The sequence below is a fragment of the Streptomyces sp. TN58 genome (assembly GCF_001941845.1).
GTDB lineage: Bacteria > Actinomycetota > Actinomycetes > Streptomycetales > Streptomycetaceae > Streptomyces.
Genome location: NZ_CP018870.1, coordinates 2,208,545 through 2,227,906, shown reverse-complemented (window position 1 = coordinate 2,227,906; position 19,362 = coordinate 2,208,545). Strand labels below are relative to the sequence as shown.

Here is a 19,362-nt window from a genome sequence, read left to right as displayed (position 1 = left end):
ACCGTCAGGCGGCGGGGGCGGCGTCCGACGCTTCGGAAGGCATGCCCGCGGCCTTGGCCGTCGCGGTCGAAGAGCCTGGTGTGCGCGGGCCTTCCGGGGCCCGTACGGGGACGACGAGCGGGGCTCCCGTGCGCGGGTGCGGCAGCACCTCGACGGGCTGCCGGTACACGCGGCTGAGGAGGGCGCCGTCGAACACCTCCGCGGGCGGTCCGTCGGCGGCGATCCGCCCGCCGTGCAGGACGGCGGCCCGGTCCGCGTAGGCGGCGGCCAGGCCCAGGTCGTGCAGGACGACGACGACCGCGTCACCGGCCGCGGCCCGCTCCCGGCAGACGCGCAGCACGAGTTCCTGGTGGCGCAGGTCGAGGGCGGCGGTCGGCTCGTCGAGCAGCAGCAGCGGGGCCCGCTGGGCCAGTACGCGGGCCAGCGCGACCCGGGCCCGCTCGCCGCCCGAGAGCGCGGAGAAGGGGCGCGCGGCGAACTCGGCGACCTCGGCGGCGGCCATCGCGGCGGCCACCGCCTCCTCGTCCGCGTCGGCGAGGGGGGTGCCGGCCCAGGGCGCGCGGCCCATCCGTACGACGTCCTCCACCGGGAAGGGGAAGGACAGCGCGGCCGACTGGGGCAGGACGGCGCGGCGGAGCGCGAGGTCGGGCGCGCTCCAGCCGGCCGCCGGGCGGCCGTCGATCCGTACCTCGCCGGAGGCGGCCGGCAGGTCGGCGGCGAGGGCGCTCAGCAGCGTGGACTTGCCCGCGCCGTTGGGGCCGACCAGCGCCAGCACCTCCCCGGCACGCGCGGTCAGTTCGATGCCGGCGAGCACGTCGCGCTGCCCGAGCCGGACGTGCAGGCCGACGGCCTGGGCGACGGCCGCGCCGGGGGCCGGCCGGGCCGGGACGATACGGCGGCCGCTGCCGCGGGCTCGGGCGAGGGCTCGGGTGGCGGCGCGGGCGACGAGCCGGGGTCCGGTGGGGCGTCGGCGGGTCACGCCCAGCCTCCTTGCTTACGGCGGGTACGGCGCAGCAGCCAGAAGAAGAACGGGCTGCCGATCAGGGCGGTCAGCACGCCGAGGGGCAGCTCGGCGGGTTGGGCGACGGTCCGGGCGGCGAGGTCGCCGGCGACCAGGACGACTGCGCCGGCCAGCGCGCTGCCGGGGACCAGGAAGCGGTGGCCGGGGCCGTTGGCCATGCGCAGCAGGTGCGGGACGAGCAGGCCGACGAAGGTGATGACACCGGCGACGGCCACGGCCGCCGCCGTCAGCAGCGCGACGACCAGGATCAGGGCGAGGCGCAGGCGTTCGACGTCTACGCCGAGGTGGCGGGCGGGCCGCTCGCCGAGGGAGAGGAGGTCGAGCCGGCGGGCGTAGAAGGGGGCGACGAGCAGGCCGGCCACGGCGCAGGGGAGGACCGCGAGCACCTTGGGCCAGGTGGCCTGGGCGAGGGAGCCCAGCTGCCAGAAGGTGATCTGGTTGACCTGGCCGCTGTCCGCGAAGAACACGAACAGGCCGATGAGGGCGCCGGCGAAGGCGTTGACGGCGATGCCGGTGAGGATGAGCGTGACGACCTCCGTCTTCCCGCCGTTGCGGGAGAGGAGGTAGACCGCGCTGACGGTGATCAGCCCGGCGGCGAACGCGCAGACGGTGATGGTCCAGTTGCCGAGGAAGGTGAGGCCGAGGCCGATGGCGGCGACAGCGCCGGCGGCGGCGCCCGCCGAGATCCCGATGACGCCGGGCTCGGCGAGGGGGTTGCCGAAGACGCCCTGCATGAGCGCGCCCGCGCAGCCGAGGCTCGCGCCGACGAGCAGTGCGAGGACGACGCGGGGGAGCCGTACGTTCCACAACACGCTCTCGCCGACGCGGTCGAGCGGTGTCCCGCCGAGGCCCAGGCGGTGCTGGGCGGAGGCGAGTACGTCGGCGGTGGGGATGCGGTAGGCGCCGGTGCCGGCGGAGAGCAGGGCGAGGAGGAGCAGGGTGGTGAGGAGGGCGAGGGCGAGCCACAGGGCTTTGCGGCTCCTGGCGCCGGGGGCCGGTCCCGTGCCGGGGGCTTCGCCGGGGGCGGGGGCTTCGGTGGGGCCGGGGGCGCGTCGGGGCGTCTCCTCGGGCGCCGAACGGCTCTCGGGGTCGGACGGTGTGGCGGTGGTGCGTTCGGCGCCCTGCGGGGAGCGCCCCGACACACCGCCGGCCCCGGCGAGTGGTTCCGCGGCCCCGGTGAGTAGTTCGGCCGCCTGGGAGGAGCGTCTCGACACGCCCCCGGTCATGGCGGGCTTGGGGGGTTCGGCGTCGTGGGGGAGGGTCATGTCAGGTTCCGGCGTAGAGCTGGGTGATCAGGGAGGAGAGCACCTGGTCAGTGCGGGGGCCGTAGTTGAGGAGTACGCCGTCGTCGATGGTGACCACGCGGCGGTCCATGCCGGCCGGGGTCTGGGCGACGCCCGGGATCTTCACCAGGCCGTCGATGCCGCCGACCGATTCGAGGCCCTTGGTCATGACCAGGATCGCGTCGGGGGCTGCTGCCGCCAGGGCCTCGCTGGTGATCGGGGTGAAGTCCTTGCCGAGGCCCGACTCCTTGCCGGTGTCGACCGCGCCCGCCGCTTCGAGGAGTGAGGCCGCTCCGGAGTCCGAGCCGCCCAGCAGGTAGACGGAGGCGGTGCCGCGGAGGTAGAGGAAGGCCACCCGGGGGTGCTCGCCCGCTGCCGGAACGTTCTTGCGGGCGGCGGCGATCCGCTCGGTGGTGCGCTGGTTCAGCTGGGTGCCGGCGTCCTTGACGCCGAGGGCGGCGGCCACGGTGTCGATCCGCTTCGGTACGTCGGCGAGTTCCTTGGCGGGAGCGACGACGAGGACCGGGACGCCCGCGTCGCGGATCTGCTGGAGCGCTTCGGCGGGGCCCGTCGTGGTCTCCGCCAGGACGAGCGTCGGGCGCAGCGAGAGCACGCTCTCGGCGGAGACGTCGTGGCCGCGTGTCACCACCGGTAGCCCGGCGGCCTGTTCGAAGGTGGCGGTGATGTCCCGGGCGACCACCTGCCTGCCGAGTCCCAGGGTGTGGACGATTTCGTTGAGGCCGCCGGTCAGCGGGATGACCCGGTCGGTGGAGGTGACGGTGACCTGCGTGCCGTCGGCCGAGGCCGTGGTGACCGGCAGGGCGGGTTGCGGCGTCGTGGCCAGTGGCTCCACCCGGTCGGGGGCGGCGGCGTGGGCCGGTGGGGCCGCAGGGGTGGCCGTACCTCCGCAGGCCGTCAGCGCGAATGCCAGTGCTGCCACGGCAACTGCGAGACGGGGAAAGCGGTGTGACGCGGCGGGCGTAGGCACGAAGGCACCGTCCTGATCGTCCGACTGAGGTTCTGGGGCCGGGGGGTTTTCATCCGGCCGAGGTCTAGCTTAGGTTAGCCTAACCTTGCTTGCTGGATCTTTGGAAGGGGCATTCATGCCCGCGAGACCCGTCCGTACGCTCACCGTCGCCCTGTTGGCGGGCCTGCTGGGGGCCCTGCTCCCGGCGGCCTCCGCTCATGCGGGCGCCGTACAGGGGGGTCGGCTGGACTGGGGCGTCAAGTCGTCCTTCCAGAGTTATGTCACCGGCCCGGTGGCGAAAGGCGGTTTCCAGCTGAAGAACGGAGCCGCCACGGTCGGCGGGAGCCTGTTCCGCTTCCATTCGGCGGCCGGCTCCTACGACGCCAGGACCGGAGCGTTCGAAGCCTCGTACTCCGGCGGGGTCACCTTCCAGGGGCACCGCAAGCCCGACGGCGTGTACGAGCTGGACATAACCGTCAGCCGTCCGACCGTCAGGATCAGCGGTGGCAGCGGGACGCTGTACGTGGACGTCTCCAGCAAGGCCAAGGACACCGGCACGGTCAGCAGCGAGAGGCAGGTGCCCTTCGCGACACTGGGCGTCGGCGGGATCGACATGAAGGGCGGCAGGACCCCGCTGACCCTCACGAACATCCCGGTCACCCTTACCGCCCAGGGCGCCCGGGCCTTCGCCGGCTACTACCCGGCCGGCGCGCAGCTCGACCCCCTGTCCCTGTCGGCCGACGTGAAGCCGGAACCGCAGCCCTCGCCGCCGGCGGCGGCCCCGCCGCCGAGCGCCACCACCCAGGCACCGCAAGCGCCCGGGGGATTCAGCGACGCCGCCGTCGACTGGGGGGTGCGCCGTACCTTCCGCGAGTACGTCACCGGCTCGATCGGCCAGGGCGGGTGGACCCTGGCCGACGGGGCCCAGGACGGCGGCGCCCTGTTCCGCTTCCCGCAGGGCAAGGGCGCGTACGACGGCCGGCAGGGCACCCTGGACGCCGCGTTCGCCGGCACCGTCCGGTTCACCGGCGCCCAGCTGGACCTGACGCTGGGCCGGGTGGGCGTGAAGGTGGAGAACGGCAAGGGCGTCCTGTCCGCGGACGTGACCACTGCCGGCACGACCAAGAGCGCCGTCCCGCTGGTCGAGTTCGACGCCGGGGGGCTGAAGGCCGAGGGCGCACTGGTGACCTTGACCGAGGCCCCGGCCACCCTGACCGAGGGCGGCTCCCAGGCCTTCGGCTCCCTGTACAAGGCGGGCACCGAGATGGACCCCGTCTCGCTCGCCGTGGCCCTCGACGCGACGGCGAAGCTGCCGGCCCTGCCCGACCTCGGCTCCACCGCCCCGCCGTCGGCGACACCCGCGCCCACACCGTCGGCGGCGCCCGCCGCCGCGCAGTCGGGCACGTCCCCGCACACCGGGCTCTACGCGGCGCTGGCCGCGGCCGTTCTGCTGTCGGCCGGCGCCGGGGCCTTCCTCGTCATCCGCAGGCGCCGCGCAGCCGACACCGGCGCGCCCCGCTGAGCCACAACCCCCTTTCCCCTTCCCTCTCCCAGGAGATTCCCGCCATGTCGTCCATCCGCCGCCCGATCTCCCTCGCGGCCGCCGTCCTGACCGCCGCCGCCCTCGGCGCCACCGCCTTCGCCCTGCCGGCCACCGCCGCGGGCGGCCCCCCGACCGGGCCGGTGAGGATAGTCGGAGGCTCCCTCGACTGGGGTGTCCTCGCGAGCTACCGCGCCTATGTGACCGGCATGGCCAAGGGCACCGTCACCGTCGCCGACGGCGCCACGCAGAACGCGGACGGAACCCTGCGGTTCGTCGAGCCGACCGGCCAGTACGACCCGGCCGGCGGACATGTCGTGAAAGCGGCCTTCAAGGGCAGCGTCACCTTCTCCTCGCCCGCGCCGCCCACCGGCCACGGCTTCGAGGTCAAGCTCTCGGACATCCGGATCGACACCGGTACCAGGAAGCTGACCGCGGACGTCACAAAGTCCGGTGCCACGGCCCAGGACGTGCCGCTGGCCACGGTGGCCTTCGCCGGCCAGTCGATGACCGGGCTCGCGACGACCCTCACCAAGGAGGCCGCTGACGCGCTCGGCTCCCCCGGCTACGAGGGCAGGGCCGGCGACCCGCTCAGCGCGAGTTTGAAGTTCGAGGAGCCCCCCGCCCCCGAGCCGACCCCCACGAAGCCGACCCCCAGCCAGGATCCCAAGCCCAGCCTGGACCCCACCCCCACCAAAGGCCCCACACCGCCCGCCGGCGAGACGCAGAAGGTCCTCAACGGCAAGCTGACCTGGGGTGTGAAGGAGTCCTTCCGCCGGTACGTGCTGGGCGCGGGCTCGATCACCCCGGCCGGCGGCGCGGCCGGGAACGGCGACCTCTACGACTTCGCCTTCGGCAAGGGCGAGCTGGACGTGAAGAAGCAGAAGCTGAACGCCTCCTTCCAGGGCAACCTCCGCTTCCAGTACGCCGCCCACGGCATCGACATGACCTTCGCCAACCCCCGCGTCGACGCCACCGGCAGGACCGGCACCCTGTACGTCGACGTCAAGAACGCCGCCGGCAGCAAGGCGGGAGTCGCCTTCGCCACGCTCGACCTGTCGAAGACCGACTACAAGACCAGGAACGGCGTTCTGGCGCTGAACGCCGTACCGGCGGCCTTCACCGCCGACGGCGCGGCCGCCTTCGCCAACGACACCACCGGCTCCCCGTACAAGGCGGGCGACGCGATCGACCCGCTCACCCTCTCCGTGGCGGTGGACAAGGACGCCACCCTGCCCGCCACGGGCGGGGCCACGGGCGGCAGCGGCGGAGGCGGCTCGGCGGGCGGCAGCGCCGGCGGTACGGGCGGCGCCGCGGGCGGCGGTTCGGTCGGCGGCTCGGCCGGCGGCGGCTCCGTGGGCGGCAACCTGGCCGCCACCGGCGCCGAGGTTCCGGCCGGTGCCCTGCTCGCCACCTCCGCCGTCGTGATCGCGGCCGGCGCGGGCGCGCTCACGCTCGCGCGCAGGCGGCGTACGGCGCAGGTCTGAACCGTGCTTGAATTCCCGCGTGAACGATCTCGATGTGCTGAGGGTCTTCTGCGCGGGTGACGGCCGGTACGGCAACCTGCTCGGTGTCGTGCGCGACGGCCGGACCTGCCCCGACGACGCGTCCCGGCAGGCCCTGGCCGCCGAACTCGGCTACAGCGAGACGGTGTTCGTCGACGACCCCGAGCGCGGGGTCGTCGACATCCGCACCCCGGGCACGCGGATGTCCTTCGCGGGACACCCGCTGGTCGGGCTGGCCTGGCTGCTGGACATCGAAGAGCTCCAGCCGCCCGTCGGGTCCGTATGGGCGCGTGACGACGGGGAGTTCACCTGGATCACGGCCCGGCCCGAGTGGGTCGAGGGCAAGCGCACCTGCCAGTACGAGAGCGTCGCCGAGGTCGAGGCGCTGCCCGCCCCGCCGCCGGGCGAGGGCTGGCTGTACGCCTGGGCGTGGGAGGACGAGGCCGCCGGCCGGGTACGGGCCCGGGGCTTCCCGCGGCGCCCCGACGGCGTCATCGCCGAGGACGAGGCCACCGGTTCGGCGGCGATCCTGCTGACGGCCGAGCTCAACCGCGCCCTGAACATCACCCAGGGCGCCGGGTCCCAGATCCTCACCGCCCCCGGCGCGGACGGCACCATCGAGGTCGGCGGCCGCGTCCGCTTCGCCCAGACCTTCCAGTGACGTGACGGCACGGGTGGGCGGTGGCGGGCTCCTGAGCGGCCCGCGGAGCCGCCCGTGGCGCTACGCGCTGAGGGGGAACTCCTCGCCCAGCTCGCGGAAGACCGCGCCGTTGAAGTCGAAGGCGCGCTTGCACTCGTCGATGATGCGCTGCTTCTCCAGGTCGTCCGCGGCGATCGCGTCCAGCAGCTCGCGGTAGGTCCGCTTGAAGGCCGCCGGGTTGGAGATGTCCGCGAAGACGTAGAAGCGGACGCCGTCGCCCTTGCGCTCGAAGCCCCAGGTGCGCTCGGCCTTGTCCCGGATGATCTGCCCGCCGGAGAGGTCGCCCAGGTAGCGGGTGTAGTGGTGGGCGACGTAGCCGCCCGGCCATTCGGCGGCACACTGGGCCACCCGTGCGGCGTAGGCCTCGGTCGCGGGCAGCGCCGTCACGCTCTCGCGCCACCGCGGGCCCAGCAGGTGCGCGAGGTCCCGCTCGATCTCCGCGACGCGCATCAGCTCGGGCCGGATGAACGGGCCCGCCACCGCGTCGTCCTTGAGGGACTCGGCCGCCTCCTCCAGGGCCCGGTACACGAACCACAGCTGCTCGGTGTACCGGGTGTACGCGTCCACGCCGAGCCGCCCGCCCAGCAGGTCGCTCATGAAGCTCGACGTCTCGGCCTCGGTGTGCTGCTCGTGCGACGCGACGCGGATGACCGTAGAGAAGGCGTCCAAGGCGGACCTCCAGAAAGAGGAAACAGGCGTGGCGGCACTGCCGCCACGCCTGATAGTCCTACTTAGGCTTGCCTAAGTCAATGAGTTCCCGACGTCCTGTCGGTAAAAAATGCGGCCGCCCGGCGGACGGCTACGGAAGGGTCAGGATGTCCGCCCCGGAGTCCGTCACCGCCAGGGTGTGCTCGAACTGCGCGGTCCGCTTGCGGTCCTTCGTGACGACCGTCCAGCCGTCGTCCCACATGTCGTAGTCGTGGGTGCCCAGGGTCAGCATCGGCTCGATCGTGAAGGTCATGCCCGGCTCGATGACCGTGGTCGCGTGCGGGCTGTCGTAGTGCGGGATGATCAGGCCGGAGTGGAAGGACGAGTTGATGCCGTGGCCGGTGAAGTCCCGGACCACGCCGTAGCCGAAGCGCTTCGCGTACGACTCGATGACCCGGCCGATGACGTTGATCTGGCGGCCCGGCTTGACGGCCTTGATCGCCCGGTTGAGGGCCTCGCGGGTGCGCTCCACCAGCAGCCGCGACTCCTCGTCCACCTCGCCGCACAGGTAGGTGGCGTTGTTGTCGCCGTGCACCCCGCCGATGTACGCCGTCACGTCGAGGTTCACGATGTCCCCGTCGCGCAGGACGGTGGAGTCGGGGATGCCGTGGCAGATGACCTCGTTGACGGAGGCGCACAGCGACTTCGGGAAGCCCCGGTAGCCGAGCGTCGAGGGGTAGGCGCCGTGGTCGCACATGTACTCGTGGGCGACCTTGTCGAGCTCGTCGGTGGTCACCCCCGGAGCGATCAGCTTGGCGGCCTCCTCCATCGCCTGGGCGGCGATCCGGCCGGCGATGCGCATGGCCTCGATGGTCTCGGCCGACTGCACCTCCGGTCCGGTGTACGGAGTGGGCGCGGGCTTGCCGACGTACTCGGGCCGGCGGATGTTTCCGGGAACGGAACGGGCGGGAGAGAGCTCGCCTGGTACGAGCAGCGACTGACCGGACATGCAAGCGAGTGTATCCAGCGGGGATGGGGCAGCATGGCGGGACGGAGCGGCACACAGCGGCTTGCGAAGGCATCGAGAGGAGCCTGACGGCGATGGCCCTGTTCAAGAAGCGGCAGGTGGGCAAACCCGGCGAGTGGTACTACTGCCTGGTCCACAAGAAGGTCGAGGAAGGCCCCGAGTGCCCGGCCAAGGACCGGTTCGGGCCGTACGGAACGCCCGCGGAGGCCGCCCACGCCATGGAGACGGCGCAGGAGCGCAACCTGGAGTGGCAGAACGACCCCAAGTGGAACGACAGGACCCGCGAGGAAGAGGAAGAAGAGGGCGGCCCGGGCGGCACGGCCACGGCCGGCTGACAGGCGGCAGGCCCCGTATCCGGCAGTCCGCGGCCGGCAGGCGGGGGCGGCTGCCGGCGGGTGGGCGGCTACCAGCGCGGGGGCGGTGGCGCCGTCAGCCGGTCGGCGAGCCCCGCCAGCCGGTCCCGCCACCGCCGGGACCCGCGCGGCGCCGGCGGGCCGTTCTCCCCGGCGGCCGCGCTGACCAGGTGCTGCACGGTGTCCAGGTCCAGCTCCGCGCCACCCTCCGGCACCGAGAGCGCGTCGTGCGCGACAGCGCCCAGATCCCGGTCCCCGCCGTCCAGGGACAGTACGGTCGCCCCCGCCCGCCGGGCGTCGTGCACGCGCTCCAGCAGCCCCTCGCCGGGCTCCCGGGGCGCCACCACCAGCACCGTGTGCCCGCGCCCGGCCGCGGCCAGCCGGCCCAGCCCCACCGACAGGTGCGGCGGCTGCCCGGGCCGCACCCGGTGGCGCACGAGCGTCGGAGCCAGCTCCGGGCTGCCCGACCAGGCGGCCTCGTCCACCAGGTGCGCCGCCAGGTGCCAGGGCTCGTAGGCCTCGGTCCCCACCAGCAGCAGCTTCCCGCCGGCCGGAACGACGGACCGGCGCAGCGAGCCGGCGAAGCGGCGCGCCTCGCCCGGCCACTGCGTACCGGCGAGCACCTCGCGCAGCAGGGCGACCCTGACGGCATCCATGGCGGCATCCTGCCGCATCACAGCGCCGCGGGGGGCGCTTCGCCGCTCTTCGACTGCGAGCTACCCGGCAGTACCCTCACCTGCATGACTTCCTCAGACAGCACGCAGAAGCCGCCGGCCAGGGACCCCTGGGACCTGCCGGACGTGTCCGGCCTCGTCGTCGGCGTTCTCGGCGGCACCGGCGACCAGGGCCGGGGCCTCGCCTACCGGCTCGCCCGGGCCGGCCAGAAGGTGATCATCGGCTCCCGTGCCGCCGACCGCGCCCGCAGCGCCGCCGGTGAACTGGGGCTCGGCGTGGAGGGCGCGGACAACGCCGAGTGCGCGCGCCGCAGCGACATCGTCATCGTCGCCGTGCCGTGGGAGGGCCACGCCAAGACCCTCGAAGCGCTGCGCGAGGACCTGGCGGGCAAGCTCGTTGTGGACTGCGTCAACCCGCTCGGCTTCGACAAGCAGGGCGCCTACGCCCTCCAGGTCGAAGAGGGCAGCGCCGCCCAGCAGGCCGCCGCCCTGCTCCCGGACTCCCGCGTCACCGCGGCCTTCCACCACCTCTCGGCGGTCCTCCTCCAGGACGAGTCGATCGACGAGATCGACACCGACGTGATGGTCCTCGGTGAATCCCGCGCCGACACCGACATCGTCCAGGCCCTCGCAGCCCGCATCCCGGGCATGCGCGGCATCTTCGCGGGCCGCCTGCGCAACGCCCACCAGGTCGAGGCCCTCGTCGCGAACCTGATCTCCACCAACCGCCGCTACAAGGCCCACGCGGGCCTGCGCACCACGGACGTCTGACCGCCCCGTACCGGCGGGGCGCGCGTGCGCGCCGCCTTTACGGCAGCACTGCGGGGCATGGGGGACACTGGAGGGGCTCGACCGCCTTCAGTGTTTCCGAGGAGCTTCTCCCATGCCCCGCCTTGCCGTCTTCGCCGTAGTCGTCTGCGCCCTCGCCGTGGCCGCGGCCGTCGTCGCCTTCGTGGAGGGCAGCTTCCTCGGGATCGTGTGGGTGCTCCTGGCGGGCCTCACGTCCAACATGGCCTGGTACTACATGCGCAAGGCCAAGGCCGAGAAGGCCGCCACCGCGCGCAACGCCTGACCGGCCGCGGCCGCTCGGCCGGCGGCAGGGCCTCAGTCCTGCGGGACCTCGCAGAAGCCGCTGCCCTCCTGCCAGAAGCGGTACAGCTCACGACCGCAGTCCGTCTCCAGGCCCGACACGCCCAGCGCCGACAGCACACCGTCCACCGCGTCGAAGAAGACCGCGTTGACCCCCGGGATCCACAGCAGCGCGAACACGGCGAGCAGGCCGAACGGCGCCAGCGGCTCCACCTCGCGCCGCACCCGGTGGGAAAGCCAGGGCTCGATCACCCCGTAGCCGTCGAGGCCCGGCACCGGCAGGGAGTTCAGGATCGCCGCCGTCACCTGGAGCATCGCCAGGAAGCCGAGGGCGTAGCGGAAGGCGAGCGGTACCCCGTCCAGCGCGTCCAGCCAGAACGGGGCCGTGCAGACGAGGGCGAAGGCCGCGTTCGTGAGCGGTCCGGCCGCCGAGATCAGGCTGTGCTTCCAGCGGCCCCGGATCCGGTCGCGCTCGATGAAGACCGCGCCGCCCGGCAGGCCGATCCCGCCCAGGATGACGAAGAGCACCGGCAGGACGATGCTGAGCAGCGCGTGCGTGTACTTGAGCGGGTTCAGCGTCAGGTAGCCCTTGGCGCCGACCGTGAGGTCACCGCCGTGCAGCGCCGTACGGGCGTGCGCGTACTCGTGCAGGCAGAGGGAGACGATCCACGCCGACGTCACGAAGAGGAACACCGCGAGCCCGGTGCTCGTCGAGTACCCCGTCCACACCGCCCAGCCCGTGACGGCCATGACGGCGAAGATGCCGATGAACACCGAACTGATCCGCCGCTCGTGGCGGGCACCCTGATGAGACATGCCGGGAAACCTATCCCGGGCCGCGGACGGAAAACGGTTCGGGGTAGGGCAGGGGTGCGGGGACAATGGGCCGGTGCGTTACGCGATTCTCGGCTCCGCCCAGGCCCTCCGCGACGACGGGACCCCCGTAGCCGTCGGCGGGGCGCGCCTGCGTGCGCTCCTGACGGCGCTCGCACTGCGCCCGGGGCGGATGGTGCCGGTCCGGCTGCTGGTCGACGAGGTGTGGGACGCCGATCCCCCGGCCGATGCGGTGGCCGCGCTGCAGGCGCTGGTCGGCCGGCTGCGGCGGGCGCTGGGGCACACGGCCGTGCTGTCCGTCGAGGGCGGCTACCAGCTGGCCGCCGGTCGCGAGGACGTCGACCTGTACCGCTTCGAGCGGCTGGCCCGGGCCGGCGCCGAGGCACCGGACCCGGCCGAGGCGGCCGCCCTGTACGAGGAGGCCCTTGCCCTGTGGCGCGGCCCCGCCCTCGCGGACCTGCCCGACCCGGCCGCCGAGGCCGCGCGCTGGGAGGCCGTACGGATGGACGCGCGCCGGGGCCGGCTCACGGCGGCCCTGGCCCTGGGCCAGGCCGAGCAGTGCCTGCCGGAGCTGACCGCGCTGTGCGCGCGGCAGCCTCTGGACGAGCCGTTCCAGGCGCTGCGGATCCGGGCGCTGCGTGACGCCGGCCGTCCGGCGGAGGCCCTGTCCGCCTACGACGAGGTACGCCGGAACCTGGCCGACCGGCTCGGTACGGACCCCGGCCCGGCCCTGCGCGCCCTGCACGCCGAACTCCTGGAACCGGAGGCCCCGGTGGCCCGGGCCGTCCCGGCCTCCGGCACCCCGGCCCCCACGCCGCCCCTCCCCGCCTCCGCCGGCCGGAGCAACGGCAGCTCCGGCAGCGCCCACGGCAACGGCAACCTGCGGGCCCGGCTGACGACCTTCGTCGGCCGGGAGGACGACATCCGCGTCATCGGGGACGATCTCGCGCGGGCCCGGCTCGTCACGCTCCTCGGACCCGGTGGCGCCGGCAAGACCCGCCTCTCCCAGGAGGCCGCCGAGGCGCACGAGGCCCGGGGCGGCTGGCCCGACGGCGTGTGGCTCGTCGAGCTGGCCCCCGTCGACGACCCGGAGGACGTCGCCGAAGCCACCCTCGCCGCGCTCGGCGCACGGGAGACCAAGCTGCGCGGCGCCGCCGCCGAGGAACTGCGGGCGCTGACCGACCGCAACGGCGACGACCCCGCCACCCGCCTCGTCGAGCACTGCGCACGCCGCAGCCTGCTGCTGGTGCTGGACAACTGCGAGCACGTCGTCGAAGCCGCGGCCGAGCTCGCCGAGCGGCTTCTCACACACTGCCCCGGCGTCCAGATCCTGGCCACCAGCCGCGAACCCCTCGGCGTACCGGGGGAGTCCCTGCGGCCCGTCGAGCCCCTGCCCGACCCGATCGCGCTGCGGCTGCTCGGCGACCGCGGGGCGGCCGCCCGGGCCGGGTTCACCGTGGAGGAGGACCCGGCCGCCGCCGCCGAGATCTGCCGTCGGCTGGACGGGCTGCCGCTGGCCATCGAGCTGGCCGCCGCCCGGCTGCGGCTTCTGACGCCCCGCCAGATCGCGGACCGGCTGGACGACCGCTTCCGGCTGCTGACCAGCGGGGCGCGTACCGTCCTGCCGCGCCAGCAGACCCTGCGGGCCGTCGTCGACTGGTCCTGGGACCTCCTCGACGAGGCCGAGCGGACCGTCCTGCGCCGCCTGTCCGTCTTCGCGGGCGGCTGCGACCTCGCCGCCGCCGAAGCCGTCTGCGCCGCCGAAGCCGGGGCCGGCGCCGGGACCGGCCCCGGCGGTGCCGCCTTCGACGTCGCCGACACCCTCGGCTCCCTCGTCGACAAGTCCCTCGTCGTCGCCGCCCCCGGCCCCGGCGGCTCCGGCATGCGCTACCGCCTCCTGGAGACCGTCGGCGAGTACGCCGCCGAACGCCTCACCGAAGCCGGCGACCGGGAGGAGATCGCCCGCCGCCACCTCGTCCACTACCGCGAACTCGCCCGCACCAGCGACCCCCTGCTGCGCGGGCACCGCCAGCGCGAGGCGGCGGACCTGCTCGCCACCGAATACGAGAACCTGCGTACCGCCCTGCGCCGGGCCGTCACCACCCGCGACGCGGGCGAGGCACTGTGCCTGGTCCACTCCCTGGGCTGGTACTGGCACCTGCACGACCAGCGCACCGAGTCCCGCCACTGGGCGGAGGCGGTCGCCGCGCTCGGCCCCGACCCCTTCGCGGCCCCCGTCGTCCCCGCCGAGCCGGTGTACGGGCAGCTCGTGGACGCGCCCCCGCCCTACAGCGGCGAAGTGCTCGCCGAGGCCTGGCGCGCCCTGCACCTGGTCCGGCTGGCGGCCCGGGACCAGACCAACAAGGACTGGGACGACCCCGAGGTCCGCGCCATGGTCGACGGGGTGATCGCCACCTACCGGCCCGGCCTCCCGCAGACCTGCCGCACCCCGGCCTCCCTGTGGATCTACGCCGTGATGATCGCGGGCGAGGCCGGGCTGCTCCGAGAGGTCGTCGACGCGACCGTGGCCACCGCCCGTACCCTCGGCTACCGCTGGGAGCTCGCCTCCGCGCTCCAGTTGCGCGCCAACATCCTCGCCAACCGCGCCGACTGGGCGGGCGACGCCTCCCGCGACGCCGACGAGAGCCTGGAACTCTTCCGGGAGCTCGGCGACGACTGGGGCTGCGCGGAGGCGCTGTCCGCCCGCGCCGAGTCGCGGGAGCGGCGCGGGGAGTACGCCCTGGCCGCCCGCGACTACCGCGAGGCGATCGCGTACGCCGAACGCCTCGGCGCGAAGGCCCAGGTGACGGTGTTGCGCGTCCGGATGGCCGGCACGCTCACCGAGAACGGCGAGATGGCCGAGGCCGAGCGGATCCTCACCGAGATCACCGCCACGGTGCAGCGGTTCGGCAACGAGGCGATTCCCGCGGCCCGGATGTTCCTCGCGGGCATCCTCGGCCGGACCGGCCGGATCGCGGAGGCCCGCGCCCAGATCCAGGTGCTGCGCGAGGAGTTCGCCTACGGCGCCTACGCCATCTTCGACGTGTTCCTGCTCGCCACGACGGCCTGGCTGGACAACCAGGACGGCCGCCATGACGACGCCCTGCGGGCCATCCGTGAGGCCGTGGCCGCCTTCCGGCACCCGCTGGCGCTGATGGTCGCCCCGCACCTGCCCGCCACCTTCCTGCTGACGGCGGCCGTCTCCCTCGTGTCTCCCGGCGGCCCGCGGCGGGAGTACGACGGCGCGCGGCTGCTCGGCGCCTACCGCGCACTGCTGCCGCCCGCCCACTTCCCGGTGACCACGGAGCGCGAGGACTTCGCTTTCGCCGAGAAGCTGGCGCGGTCGGCGCTCGGCGACACCGCCTACGAGAAGGCGTACGCCGAAGGCGGCGGCCTCACCATGGAGGAGGCCACCGCCCTCGTCTGACCCGGCTCCCGGCCGGTGCCCGTCCGGGACGCGATCCGGAGTGGACCGGTCCGCGGGTCAGGTCTTCTGGCGGAACTTACGCACCGCGAGCGGCATGGTGACCGCCGTGATGGCCAGCGACCAGGCCAGCGTCATCCACACCGAGTCCCCGACGGGAGTGCCGTTGATCAGGGCGCGGGCGGCGTCCGCCAGGTTCGACAGCGGGTTGTAGTCCGTGAAGGACTGGAGCCAGCCCGGCATCGTGGACGGCGGGGCGAAGATCGAGCTGCCGAACTGCAGAGGCATCAGGACGAGCATCGCCATGCCCTGGACGGCCTGCGCGCTCTGCATGGTGAGACCGAGCAGGATGAAGATCCACATGAGGGCGCTGCCGAAGACCGCGGACAGCCCGATGGCGAGGAACAGGTCCAGCACGGAGGACTTGATCGACAGGCCGAGGATGAAGCCCACGGCGAGCAGGATGGCGATGGCCACCATCATGCGGCCGAGCTCGACGACGATCTTGGCGAGGAGCACGGACGAGCGGGCGATCGGCATGGACCGGAACCGGTCCATCACACCCTTCTTGAAGTCGTCGTTGACCCCGGTGCCGACCGCCATCGCGATGTTCATGCCCATCATGGCCATCAGGCCCGGCACCACGTAGTTGACGTAGTCGGCCTGGTTGCCCTTGCCGGAGATCGCACCGCCGAAGACGAACACGAACAGCAGCGTGAAGATGATCGGCATGAACAGGACGTCGAACATCGACTCCGGGTCCTGCTTGATCTGCAGGGCGTTGCGGCGAACCAGCGCGCCGATGTGCCGCAGGTTGCCCCGCAGGCCGATCCGGCCCTCCCCGCGCGAGGCGGCCACCGGGGGCCGACCGGGTGCGGTCGGAGCGGGCTTCGTCGTGGTTACGGTGCTCATGCCGCGACCTCCTCGGTCTTCTCGGTGGGGACGGAGTCCTCGACGAGCGAGGGCTTCTGACCGGTGATGGCCAGGAACACCTCGTCGAGGCTGGGCAGGTAGGTGCCGAGGTCGGCGATCGCGTACCCGCGGGCGGCCAGCAGGCCGACCACGGCGGTCAGCTGCTCGTCGCTCAGGATCGGTACGAGGAGCACGCCCTCGTCCGGCACGGCCTGGGAGCCGGCCACGCCGTCCAGTCCGGCCTCGGCCAGCGAGCGGGCCATGCCCGGCAGGTCGGAGGCGGACACGGGGCGGATCTTCAGGGTGCGGCCGCCGACGCGGGCCTTCAGCTCGTCGACCTTGCCGTTGGCGATGACCTTGCCGCGGTCGATGACCGTCAGCTCGCTCGCCAGCTGCTCGGCCTCCTCCATGTACTGGGTGGTGAGCAGCACGGTGGCGCCCTCGGCGACCAGGCGCTGGACCTCGTCCCACACCTCGTTGCGGGTGCGCGGGTCCAGACCGGTGGTCGGCTCGTCCAGGTAGATCACGGCCGGGCGGCCGATCAGCGAGGCGGCCAGGTCGAGTCGGCGGCGCATGCCGCCGGAGTAGTGCATGGCGGCCTTCTTCGCCGCCTCGGTCAGGGAGAACCGCTCCAGCATCTCGTCCGCGCGCAGGCGGGCGTCCTTGCGGGAGAGGTCGAGCAGCCGCCCGATCATGTAGAGGTTCTCCCAGCCGGAGAGCTTCTCGTCGACCGAGGCGTACTGGCCGGTGAGGCCGATGGTGCGGCGCAGCTGCCGCGGCTGGCGGACCACGTCGAAGCCGGCGACGGTCGCGGTCCCCGCGTCCGGGACGACCAGGGTGGAGAGGCAGCGCACCAGCGTGGTCTTGCCGGCGCCGTTGGGCCCGAGGACCCCGAGGACCGTGCCCTCCCGGACGTCCAGGTCGACACCGTCGAGGGCCTTGGTCTCGCCGTAGTGCTTGACCAGCCCCCGCACCTCCACGGCGTTGGGGTTGTTGTCGTTTCGCGTCATGCCCCCATGGGAGCAGCCGCCACTGACAAAGCACCGACAGGCGACCGACAAAGGTACGACAGAAATACGACAGCCCGCCGGTGCAACGGTCGGCGGGCTGTCGGAGCGGTGCAGGTCACACCGGCGTACCTGTCACACCGGCGTACGCGTCACATGTCAGTGGAACGCGTGCTCCTCCTGCGGGAACGTTCCACCGACCACGTCCTCGGCGAAGGCCTTCGCCGCGTCGGTCATCGTCTCCCGCAGCTTCGCGTACTGCTTGACGAACCTGGGCATCTTCCCGCCGGTCAGGCCCATCATGTCGGTCCACACCAGCACCTGCGCGTCGCACTCCGCGCCCGCGCCGATGCCGACCGTCGGGATGTGCAGGGACCGGGTGACCTCGGCGGCCAGCTCGGCCGGGACGAGCTCCAGCACCACCGCGAAGGCGCCCGCGTCCTGAGCGGCCTTCGCGTCGCGCAGCAGCTGGTGCGCGGCCTCGTCGCCGCGGCCCTGCACCCGGTAGCCCATGGCGTTGACCGACTGCGGGGTCAGACCCAGGTGGGACATGACGGGGATGCCCGACTGCACGATCAGCTCGGTCTGGGCCAGCGAGCGCTCGCCGCCCTCCAGCTTCACGGCGCCCACTCCGGCCTCCTTGACCAGGTGGGTCGCACTGCGCAGCGCCTGCACGGGGCCTTCCTGGTACGAGCCGAACGGCATGTCGCCGATGACCAGCGCACGGCTGGTGCCGCGTACGACGGCCGCCGACAGCATGGTCATGTGGTCCATCGTCACGGGGACGGTGGAGTCGAAGCCGAGGTGGCAGTTGCCCATGGAGTCGCCGACGAGGATGACCGGGATGCCGGACTCGTCGAAGACGGAGGCGGTCATCGCGTCGTAGGCGGTGAGCATGGGCCACTTCTCGCCGCGTTCCTTGGCGAGGGTCAGGTCGCGGACGGTGATGCGCCGGGTGCCCGTGCCTCCGTACAGGGTGGGGGAGGCGGCGGCTGCGGGTTCGCGGGCAGGCGAAACGGCGTGCGTCATTGCAACTGCTCCTTGTGTCATCTCGAGGCACCCTCACGGTGTCCCCGGACTCACCCACCATGGTGGCATCCCGGAGGGCGTGGGCGGAAGTGGTGCGGCGCCGCGAGGGCGGCCCCGACGGCCCCGGGGCGCCAATGTGCGCGTTTCGTGACAAGCGGAACCCCTTGCGTTCAGGCGTTCGTCCTTCCGGACGTACGACCGTGACGGACGGTCGTGACGTACGGCACGGAAGGCTCCGCTTCATCGCCTAGGGTCAAGGGGCGGGAACGGAGCGCGAGCACGGCAGTGAGGGCAGCGGCATGGCACAGGCGTACAGGACGGAACCGGGGAACGGCGGCTCGGAGCCCGAGCCCTCCGAATCCCGCCTCCGGCGCCGACTGGCCGAACTGCGCAGCGACCCCGGGATCTGGCGGCGGGGGCTGGTCCTGGCGGGGGTCGCGGTACTGCTGTCGCTGGTCATGATCTTCCACGCCGAGCTGCCCAACGACATCGGCAACCTCGGCAGCCTCACCGAGACGTTCCTGCCCTGGCTGGGCCTGGCCGTCCCGGTGCTGCTGGGCGCAGCCGTCCTGCGCCGGTCTGCCACCGCGCTGATCGCGGTGGTGCTGCCCGCGGTGGTTTGGCTGAACCTCTTCGGCGGCCTGGTCTTCGACAAGTCCGGCACCGGCGGCAACCTCGTCGTCGCCACCCACAACGTCGACGCCGACAACCCCGACCCGCGAGGCACCGCCGCCTCGGTCGCCCGCTCCGGGGCCGACATCCTGGCCCTCACCGAGCTCAAGGGCAGTGTCGTGCCCGTCTACGAGAAGGCCCTGGCGGGCACCTACAAGTACCACTCGGTCGAGGGCACCGTCGGGCTGTGGAGCAAGTACCCGCTGAGCGGCAGCGCACCCGTCGACATCAGGATGGGCTGGACCCGGGCCATGCGGGCCACCGTCGCCACCCCGCAGGGCGACGTCGCGGCCTTCGTCGCCCACCTGCCCTCGGTCCGGGTCAAGCTGAAGGCCGGTTTCACCGCCAACCAGCGCGACGACAGCGCCGACGCGCTGGGCGCCGCCCTCGCCGCCGAGCCCGTGAAGAAGGTCGTCCTCCTCGGCGACCTGAACGGCACCATGAACGACCGCTCGCTGTCCGAGGTCACCTCGCAGATGCGCTCCACCCAGGGTGCGGCGGGCGACGGCTTCGGCTTCAGCTGGCCGGCGCAGTTCCCGATGGCCCGCATCGACCAGATCATGGTCCGCGGGATCCGGCCCGAGGCCTCCTGGACCCTGCCCCGCACGGGCAGCGACCACCTCCCGGTCGCCGCGCGCCTGACGGTCGTCAAGTAGCGGCGCGGACACGGGCGCGCC

Annotated in this window: 18 protein-coding genes; 8 read left to right on the top strand and 10 right to left on the bottom strand. The window is 73.3% G+C overall.

The window, feature by feature from the left end:
• Window positions 1-4 precede the first annotated feature (4 nt).
• The 3 genes from BSL84_RS10110 to BSL84_RS10100 form a co-directional block, all read right to left on the bottom strand.
• Window positions 5-892: a heme ABC transporter ATP-binding protein gene (locus BSL84_RS10110; protein ID WP_107484899.1), complete on the bottom strand. Its 888-nt coding sequence runs from the start codon at window positions 890-892 to the stop codon at window positions 5-7.
• An 83-nt stretch (window positions 893-975) separates the two neighbouring features.
• Window positions 976-2,286 carry a FecCD family ABC transporter permease gene (locus BSL84_RS10105; RefSeq protein ID WP_234363437.1) on the bottom strand — a complete coding sequence of 437 codons (1,311 nt, stop codon included), beginning with the start codon at window positions 2,284-2,286 and terminating at the stop codon, window positions 976-978.
• 1 nt (window position 2,287) lies between these two features.
• Window positions 2,288-3,292, bottom strand: coding sequence for a heme/hemin ABC transporter substrate-binding protein (locus BSL84_RS10100; protein ID WP_045322001.1), 1,005 nt, complete (start codon window positions 3,290-3,292; stop codon window positions 2,288-2,290).
• A 115-nt stretch (window positions 3,293-3,407) separates the two neighbouring features.
• Here BSL84_RS10100 and BSL84_RS10095 point away from each other — a divergent pair, with 115 nt between their 5' ends.
• The 3 genes from BSL84_RS10095 to BSL84_RS10085 are packed head-to-tail and all read left to right on the top strand — an operon-like array spanning window position 3,408 to window position 6,977.
• Window positions 3,408-4,793 carry an HtaA domain-containing protein gene (locus BSL84_RS10095; protein ID WP_075970192.1) on the top strand — a complete coding sequence of 462 codons (1,386 nt, stop codon included), beginning with the start codon at window positions 3,408-3,410 and terminating at the stop codon, window positions 4,791-4,793.
• Between the two features lie 44 nt (window positions 4,794-4,837).
• A complete protein-coding gene (locus BSL84_RS10090) occupies window positions 4,838-6,298 on the top strand; it encodes an HtaA domain-containing protein (protein ID WP_045321999.1) in 1,461 nt (486 codons plus the stop codon).
• Window positions 6,299-6,317: 19 nt separating this feature from the next.
• A complete protein-coding gene (locus BSL84_RS10085) occupies window positions 6,318-6,977 on the top strand; it encodes a PhzF family phenazine biosynthesis protein (protein WP_107484769.1) in 660 nt (219 codons plus the stop codon).
• Between the two features lie 60 nt (window positions 6,978-7,037).
• Here the strand turns inward: BSL84_RS10085 and BSL84_RS10080 are convergent, their stop codons facing one another.
• Window positions 7,038-7,685: a heme oxygenase (biliverdin-producing) gene (locus tag BSL84_RS10080; RefSeq protein ID WP_030031632.1), complete on the bottom strand. Its 648-nt coding sequence runs from the start codon at window positions 7,683-7,685 to the stop codon at window positions 7,038-7,040.
• A gap of 130 nt (window positions 7,686-7,815) precedes the next feature.
• Window positions 7,816-8,673 (bottom strand): type I methionyl aminopeptidase, encoded by an 858-nt coding sequence (gene map, locus BSL84_RS10075; protein WP_030031633.1) that lies wholly within the window; start codon window positions 8,671-8,673, stop codon window positions 7,816-7,818.
• Window positions 8,674-8,765: 92 nt separating this feature from the next.
• Here map and BSL84_RS10070 point away from each other — a divergent pair, with 92 nt between their 5' ends.
• Window positions 8,766-9,026 carry a hypothetical protein gene (locus tag BSL84_RS10070; RefSeq protein ID WP_030031634.1) on the top strand — a complete coding sequence of 87 codons (261 nt, stop codon included), beginning with the start codon at window positions 8,766-8,768 and terminating at the stop codon, window positions 9,024-9,026.
• 68 nt (window positions 9,027-9,094) lie between these two features.
• Here the strand turns inward: BSL84_RS10070 and BSL84_RS10065 are convergent, their stop codons facing one another.
• Complete coding sequence (locus BSL84_RS10065) at window positions 9,095-9,700, bottom strand: hypothetical protein (protein ID WP_045321996.1); 606 nt, start codon at window positions 9,698-9,700, stop codon at window positions 9,095-9,097.
• An 84-nt stretch (window positions 9,701-9,784) separates the two neighbouring features.
• Between BSL84_RS10065 and npdG the strand changes: the two genes are divergently transcribed.
• Complete coding sequence (npdG, locus tag BSL84_RS10060; RefSeq protein WP_030027281.1) at window positions 9,785-10,489, top strand: NADPH-dependent F420 reductase; 705 nt, start codon at window positions 9,785-9,787, stop codon at window positions 10,487-10,489.
• A gap of 112 nt (window positions 10,490-10,601) precedes the next feature.
• A complete protein-coding gene (locus BSL84_RS10055; protein ID WP_030027280.1) occupies window positions 10,602-10,790 on the top strand; it encodes a hypothetical protein in 189 nt (62 codons plus the stop codon).
• 32 nt (window positions 10,791-10,822) lie between these two features.
• Here BSL84_RS10055 and BSL84_RS10050 read toward each other — a convergent pair whose 3' ends face one another.
• Window positions 10,823-11,623 carry a site-2 protease family protein gene (locus BSL84_RS10050; protein ID WP_030027279.1) on the bottom strand — a complete coding sequence of 267 codons (801 nt, stop codon included), beginning with the start codon at window positions 11,621-11,623 and terminating at the stop codon, window positions 10,823-10,825.
• A gap of 73 nt (window positions 11,624-11,696) precedes the next feature.
• Between BSL84_RS10050 and BSL84_RS10045 the strand changes: the two genes are divergently transcribed.
• On the top strand, window positions 11,697-15,068 hold the full coding sequence (locus BSL84_RS10045; protein WP_075970191.1) for an AfsR/SARP family transcriptional regulator: 3,372 nt from the start codon (window positions 11,697-11,699) through the stop codon (window positions 15,066-15,068).
• Between the two features lie 57 nt (window positions 15,069-15,125).
• On the opposite strand, the gene BSL84_RS10040 is transcribed toward BSL84_RS10045, so the two are convergent.
• From BSL84_RS10040 to panB, 3 genes are all read right to left on the bottom strand, one after another.
• Entirely contained in the window at window positions 15,126-15,977 is an 852-nt protein-coding gene (locus BSL84_RS10040) for an ABC transporter permease (protein ID WP_030027276.1), read from the bottom strand.
• Entirely contained in the window at window positions 15,974-16,987 is a 1,014-nt protein-coding gene (locus tag BSL84_RS10035; protein ID WP_030027274.1) for a daunorubicin resistance protein DrrA family ABC transporter ATP-binding protein, read from the bottom strand. Before BSL84_RS10035 ends, BSL84_RS10040 begins: the two co-directional genes overlap by 4 nt.
• A gap of 156 nt (window positions 16,988-17,143) precedes the next feature.
• Window positions 17,144-18,013, bottom strand: coding sequence for a 3-methyl-2-oxobutanoate hydroxymethyltransferase (gene panB, locus BSL84_RS10030; RefSeq protein ID WP_075970190.1), 870 nt, complete (start codon window positions 18,011-18,013; stop codon window positions 17,144-17,146).
• 299 nt (window positions 18,014-18,312) lie between these two features.
• Here panB and BSL84_RS10025 point away from each other — a divergent pair, with 299 nt between their 5' ends.
• Window positions 18,313-19,341, top strand: coding sequence for an endonuclease/exonuclease/phosphatase family protein (locus BSL84_RS10025; RefSeq protein WP_030027270.1), 1,029 nt, complete (start codon window positions 18,313-18,315; stop codon window positions 19,339-19,341).
• Window positions 19,342-19,362: the final 21 nt, after the last annotated feature.

Coding starts and splice junctions, on each gene's coding strand:
- BSL84_RS10105 (WP_234363437.1), bottom strand. CDS start 2,286: ATGACCCTCCCCCACGACGCCGAACCCCCCAAGCCCGCCATGACCGGG.
- BSL84_RS10095 (WP_075970192.1), top strand. CDS start 3,408: ATGCCCGCGAGACCCGTCCGTACGCTCACCGTCGCCCTGTTGGCGGGC.
- BSL84_RS10090 (WP_045321999.1), top strand. CDS start 4,838: ATGTCGTCCATCCGCCGCCCGATCTCCCTCGCGGCCGCCGTCCTGACC.
- map (WP_030031633.1), bottom strand. CDS start 8,673: ATGTCCGGTCAGTCGCTGCTCGTACCAGGCGAGCTCTCTCCCGCCCGT.
- BSL84_RS10070 (WP_030031634.1), top strand. CDS start 8,766: ATGGCCCTGTTCAAGAAGCGGCAGGTGGGCAAACCCGGCGAGTGGTAC.
- BSL84_RS10065 (WP_045321996.1), bottom strand. CDS start 9,700: ATGGATGCCGTCAGGGTCGCCCTGCTGCGCGAGGTGCTCGCCGGTACG.
- npdG (WP_030027281.1), top strand. CDS start 9,785: ATGACTTCCTCAGACAGCACGCAGAAGCCGCCGGCCAGGGACCCCTGG.
- BSL84_RS10055 (WP_030027280.1), top strand. CDS start 10,602: ATGCCCCGCCTTGCCGTCTTCGCCGTAGTCGTCTGCGCCCTCGCCGTG.
- BSL84_RS10050 (WP_030027279.1), bottom strand. CDS start 11,623: ATGTCTCATCAGGGTGCCCGCCACGAGCGGCGGATCAGTTCGGTGTTC.
- BSL84_RS10040 (WP_030027276.1), bottom strand. CDS start 15,977: ATGAGCACCGTAACCACGACGAAGCCCGCTCCGACCGCACCCGGTCGG.
- BSL84_RS10035 (WP_030027274.1), bottom strand. CDS start 16,987: ATGACGCGAAACGACAACAACCCCAACGCCGTGGAGGTGCGGGGGCTG.
- panB (WP_075970190.1), bottom strand. CDS start 18,013: ATGACGCACGCCGTTTCGCCTGCCCGCGAACCCGCAGCCGCCGCCTCC.
- BSL84_RS10025 (WP_030027270.1), top strand. CDS start 18,313: ATGGCACAGGCGTACAGGACGGAACCGGGGAACGGCGGCTCGGAGCCC.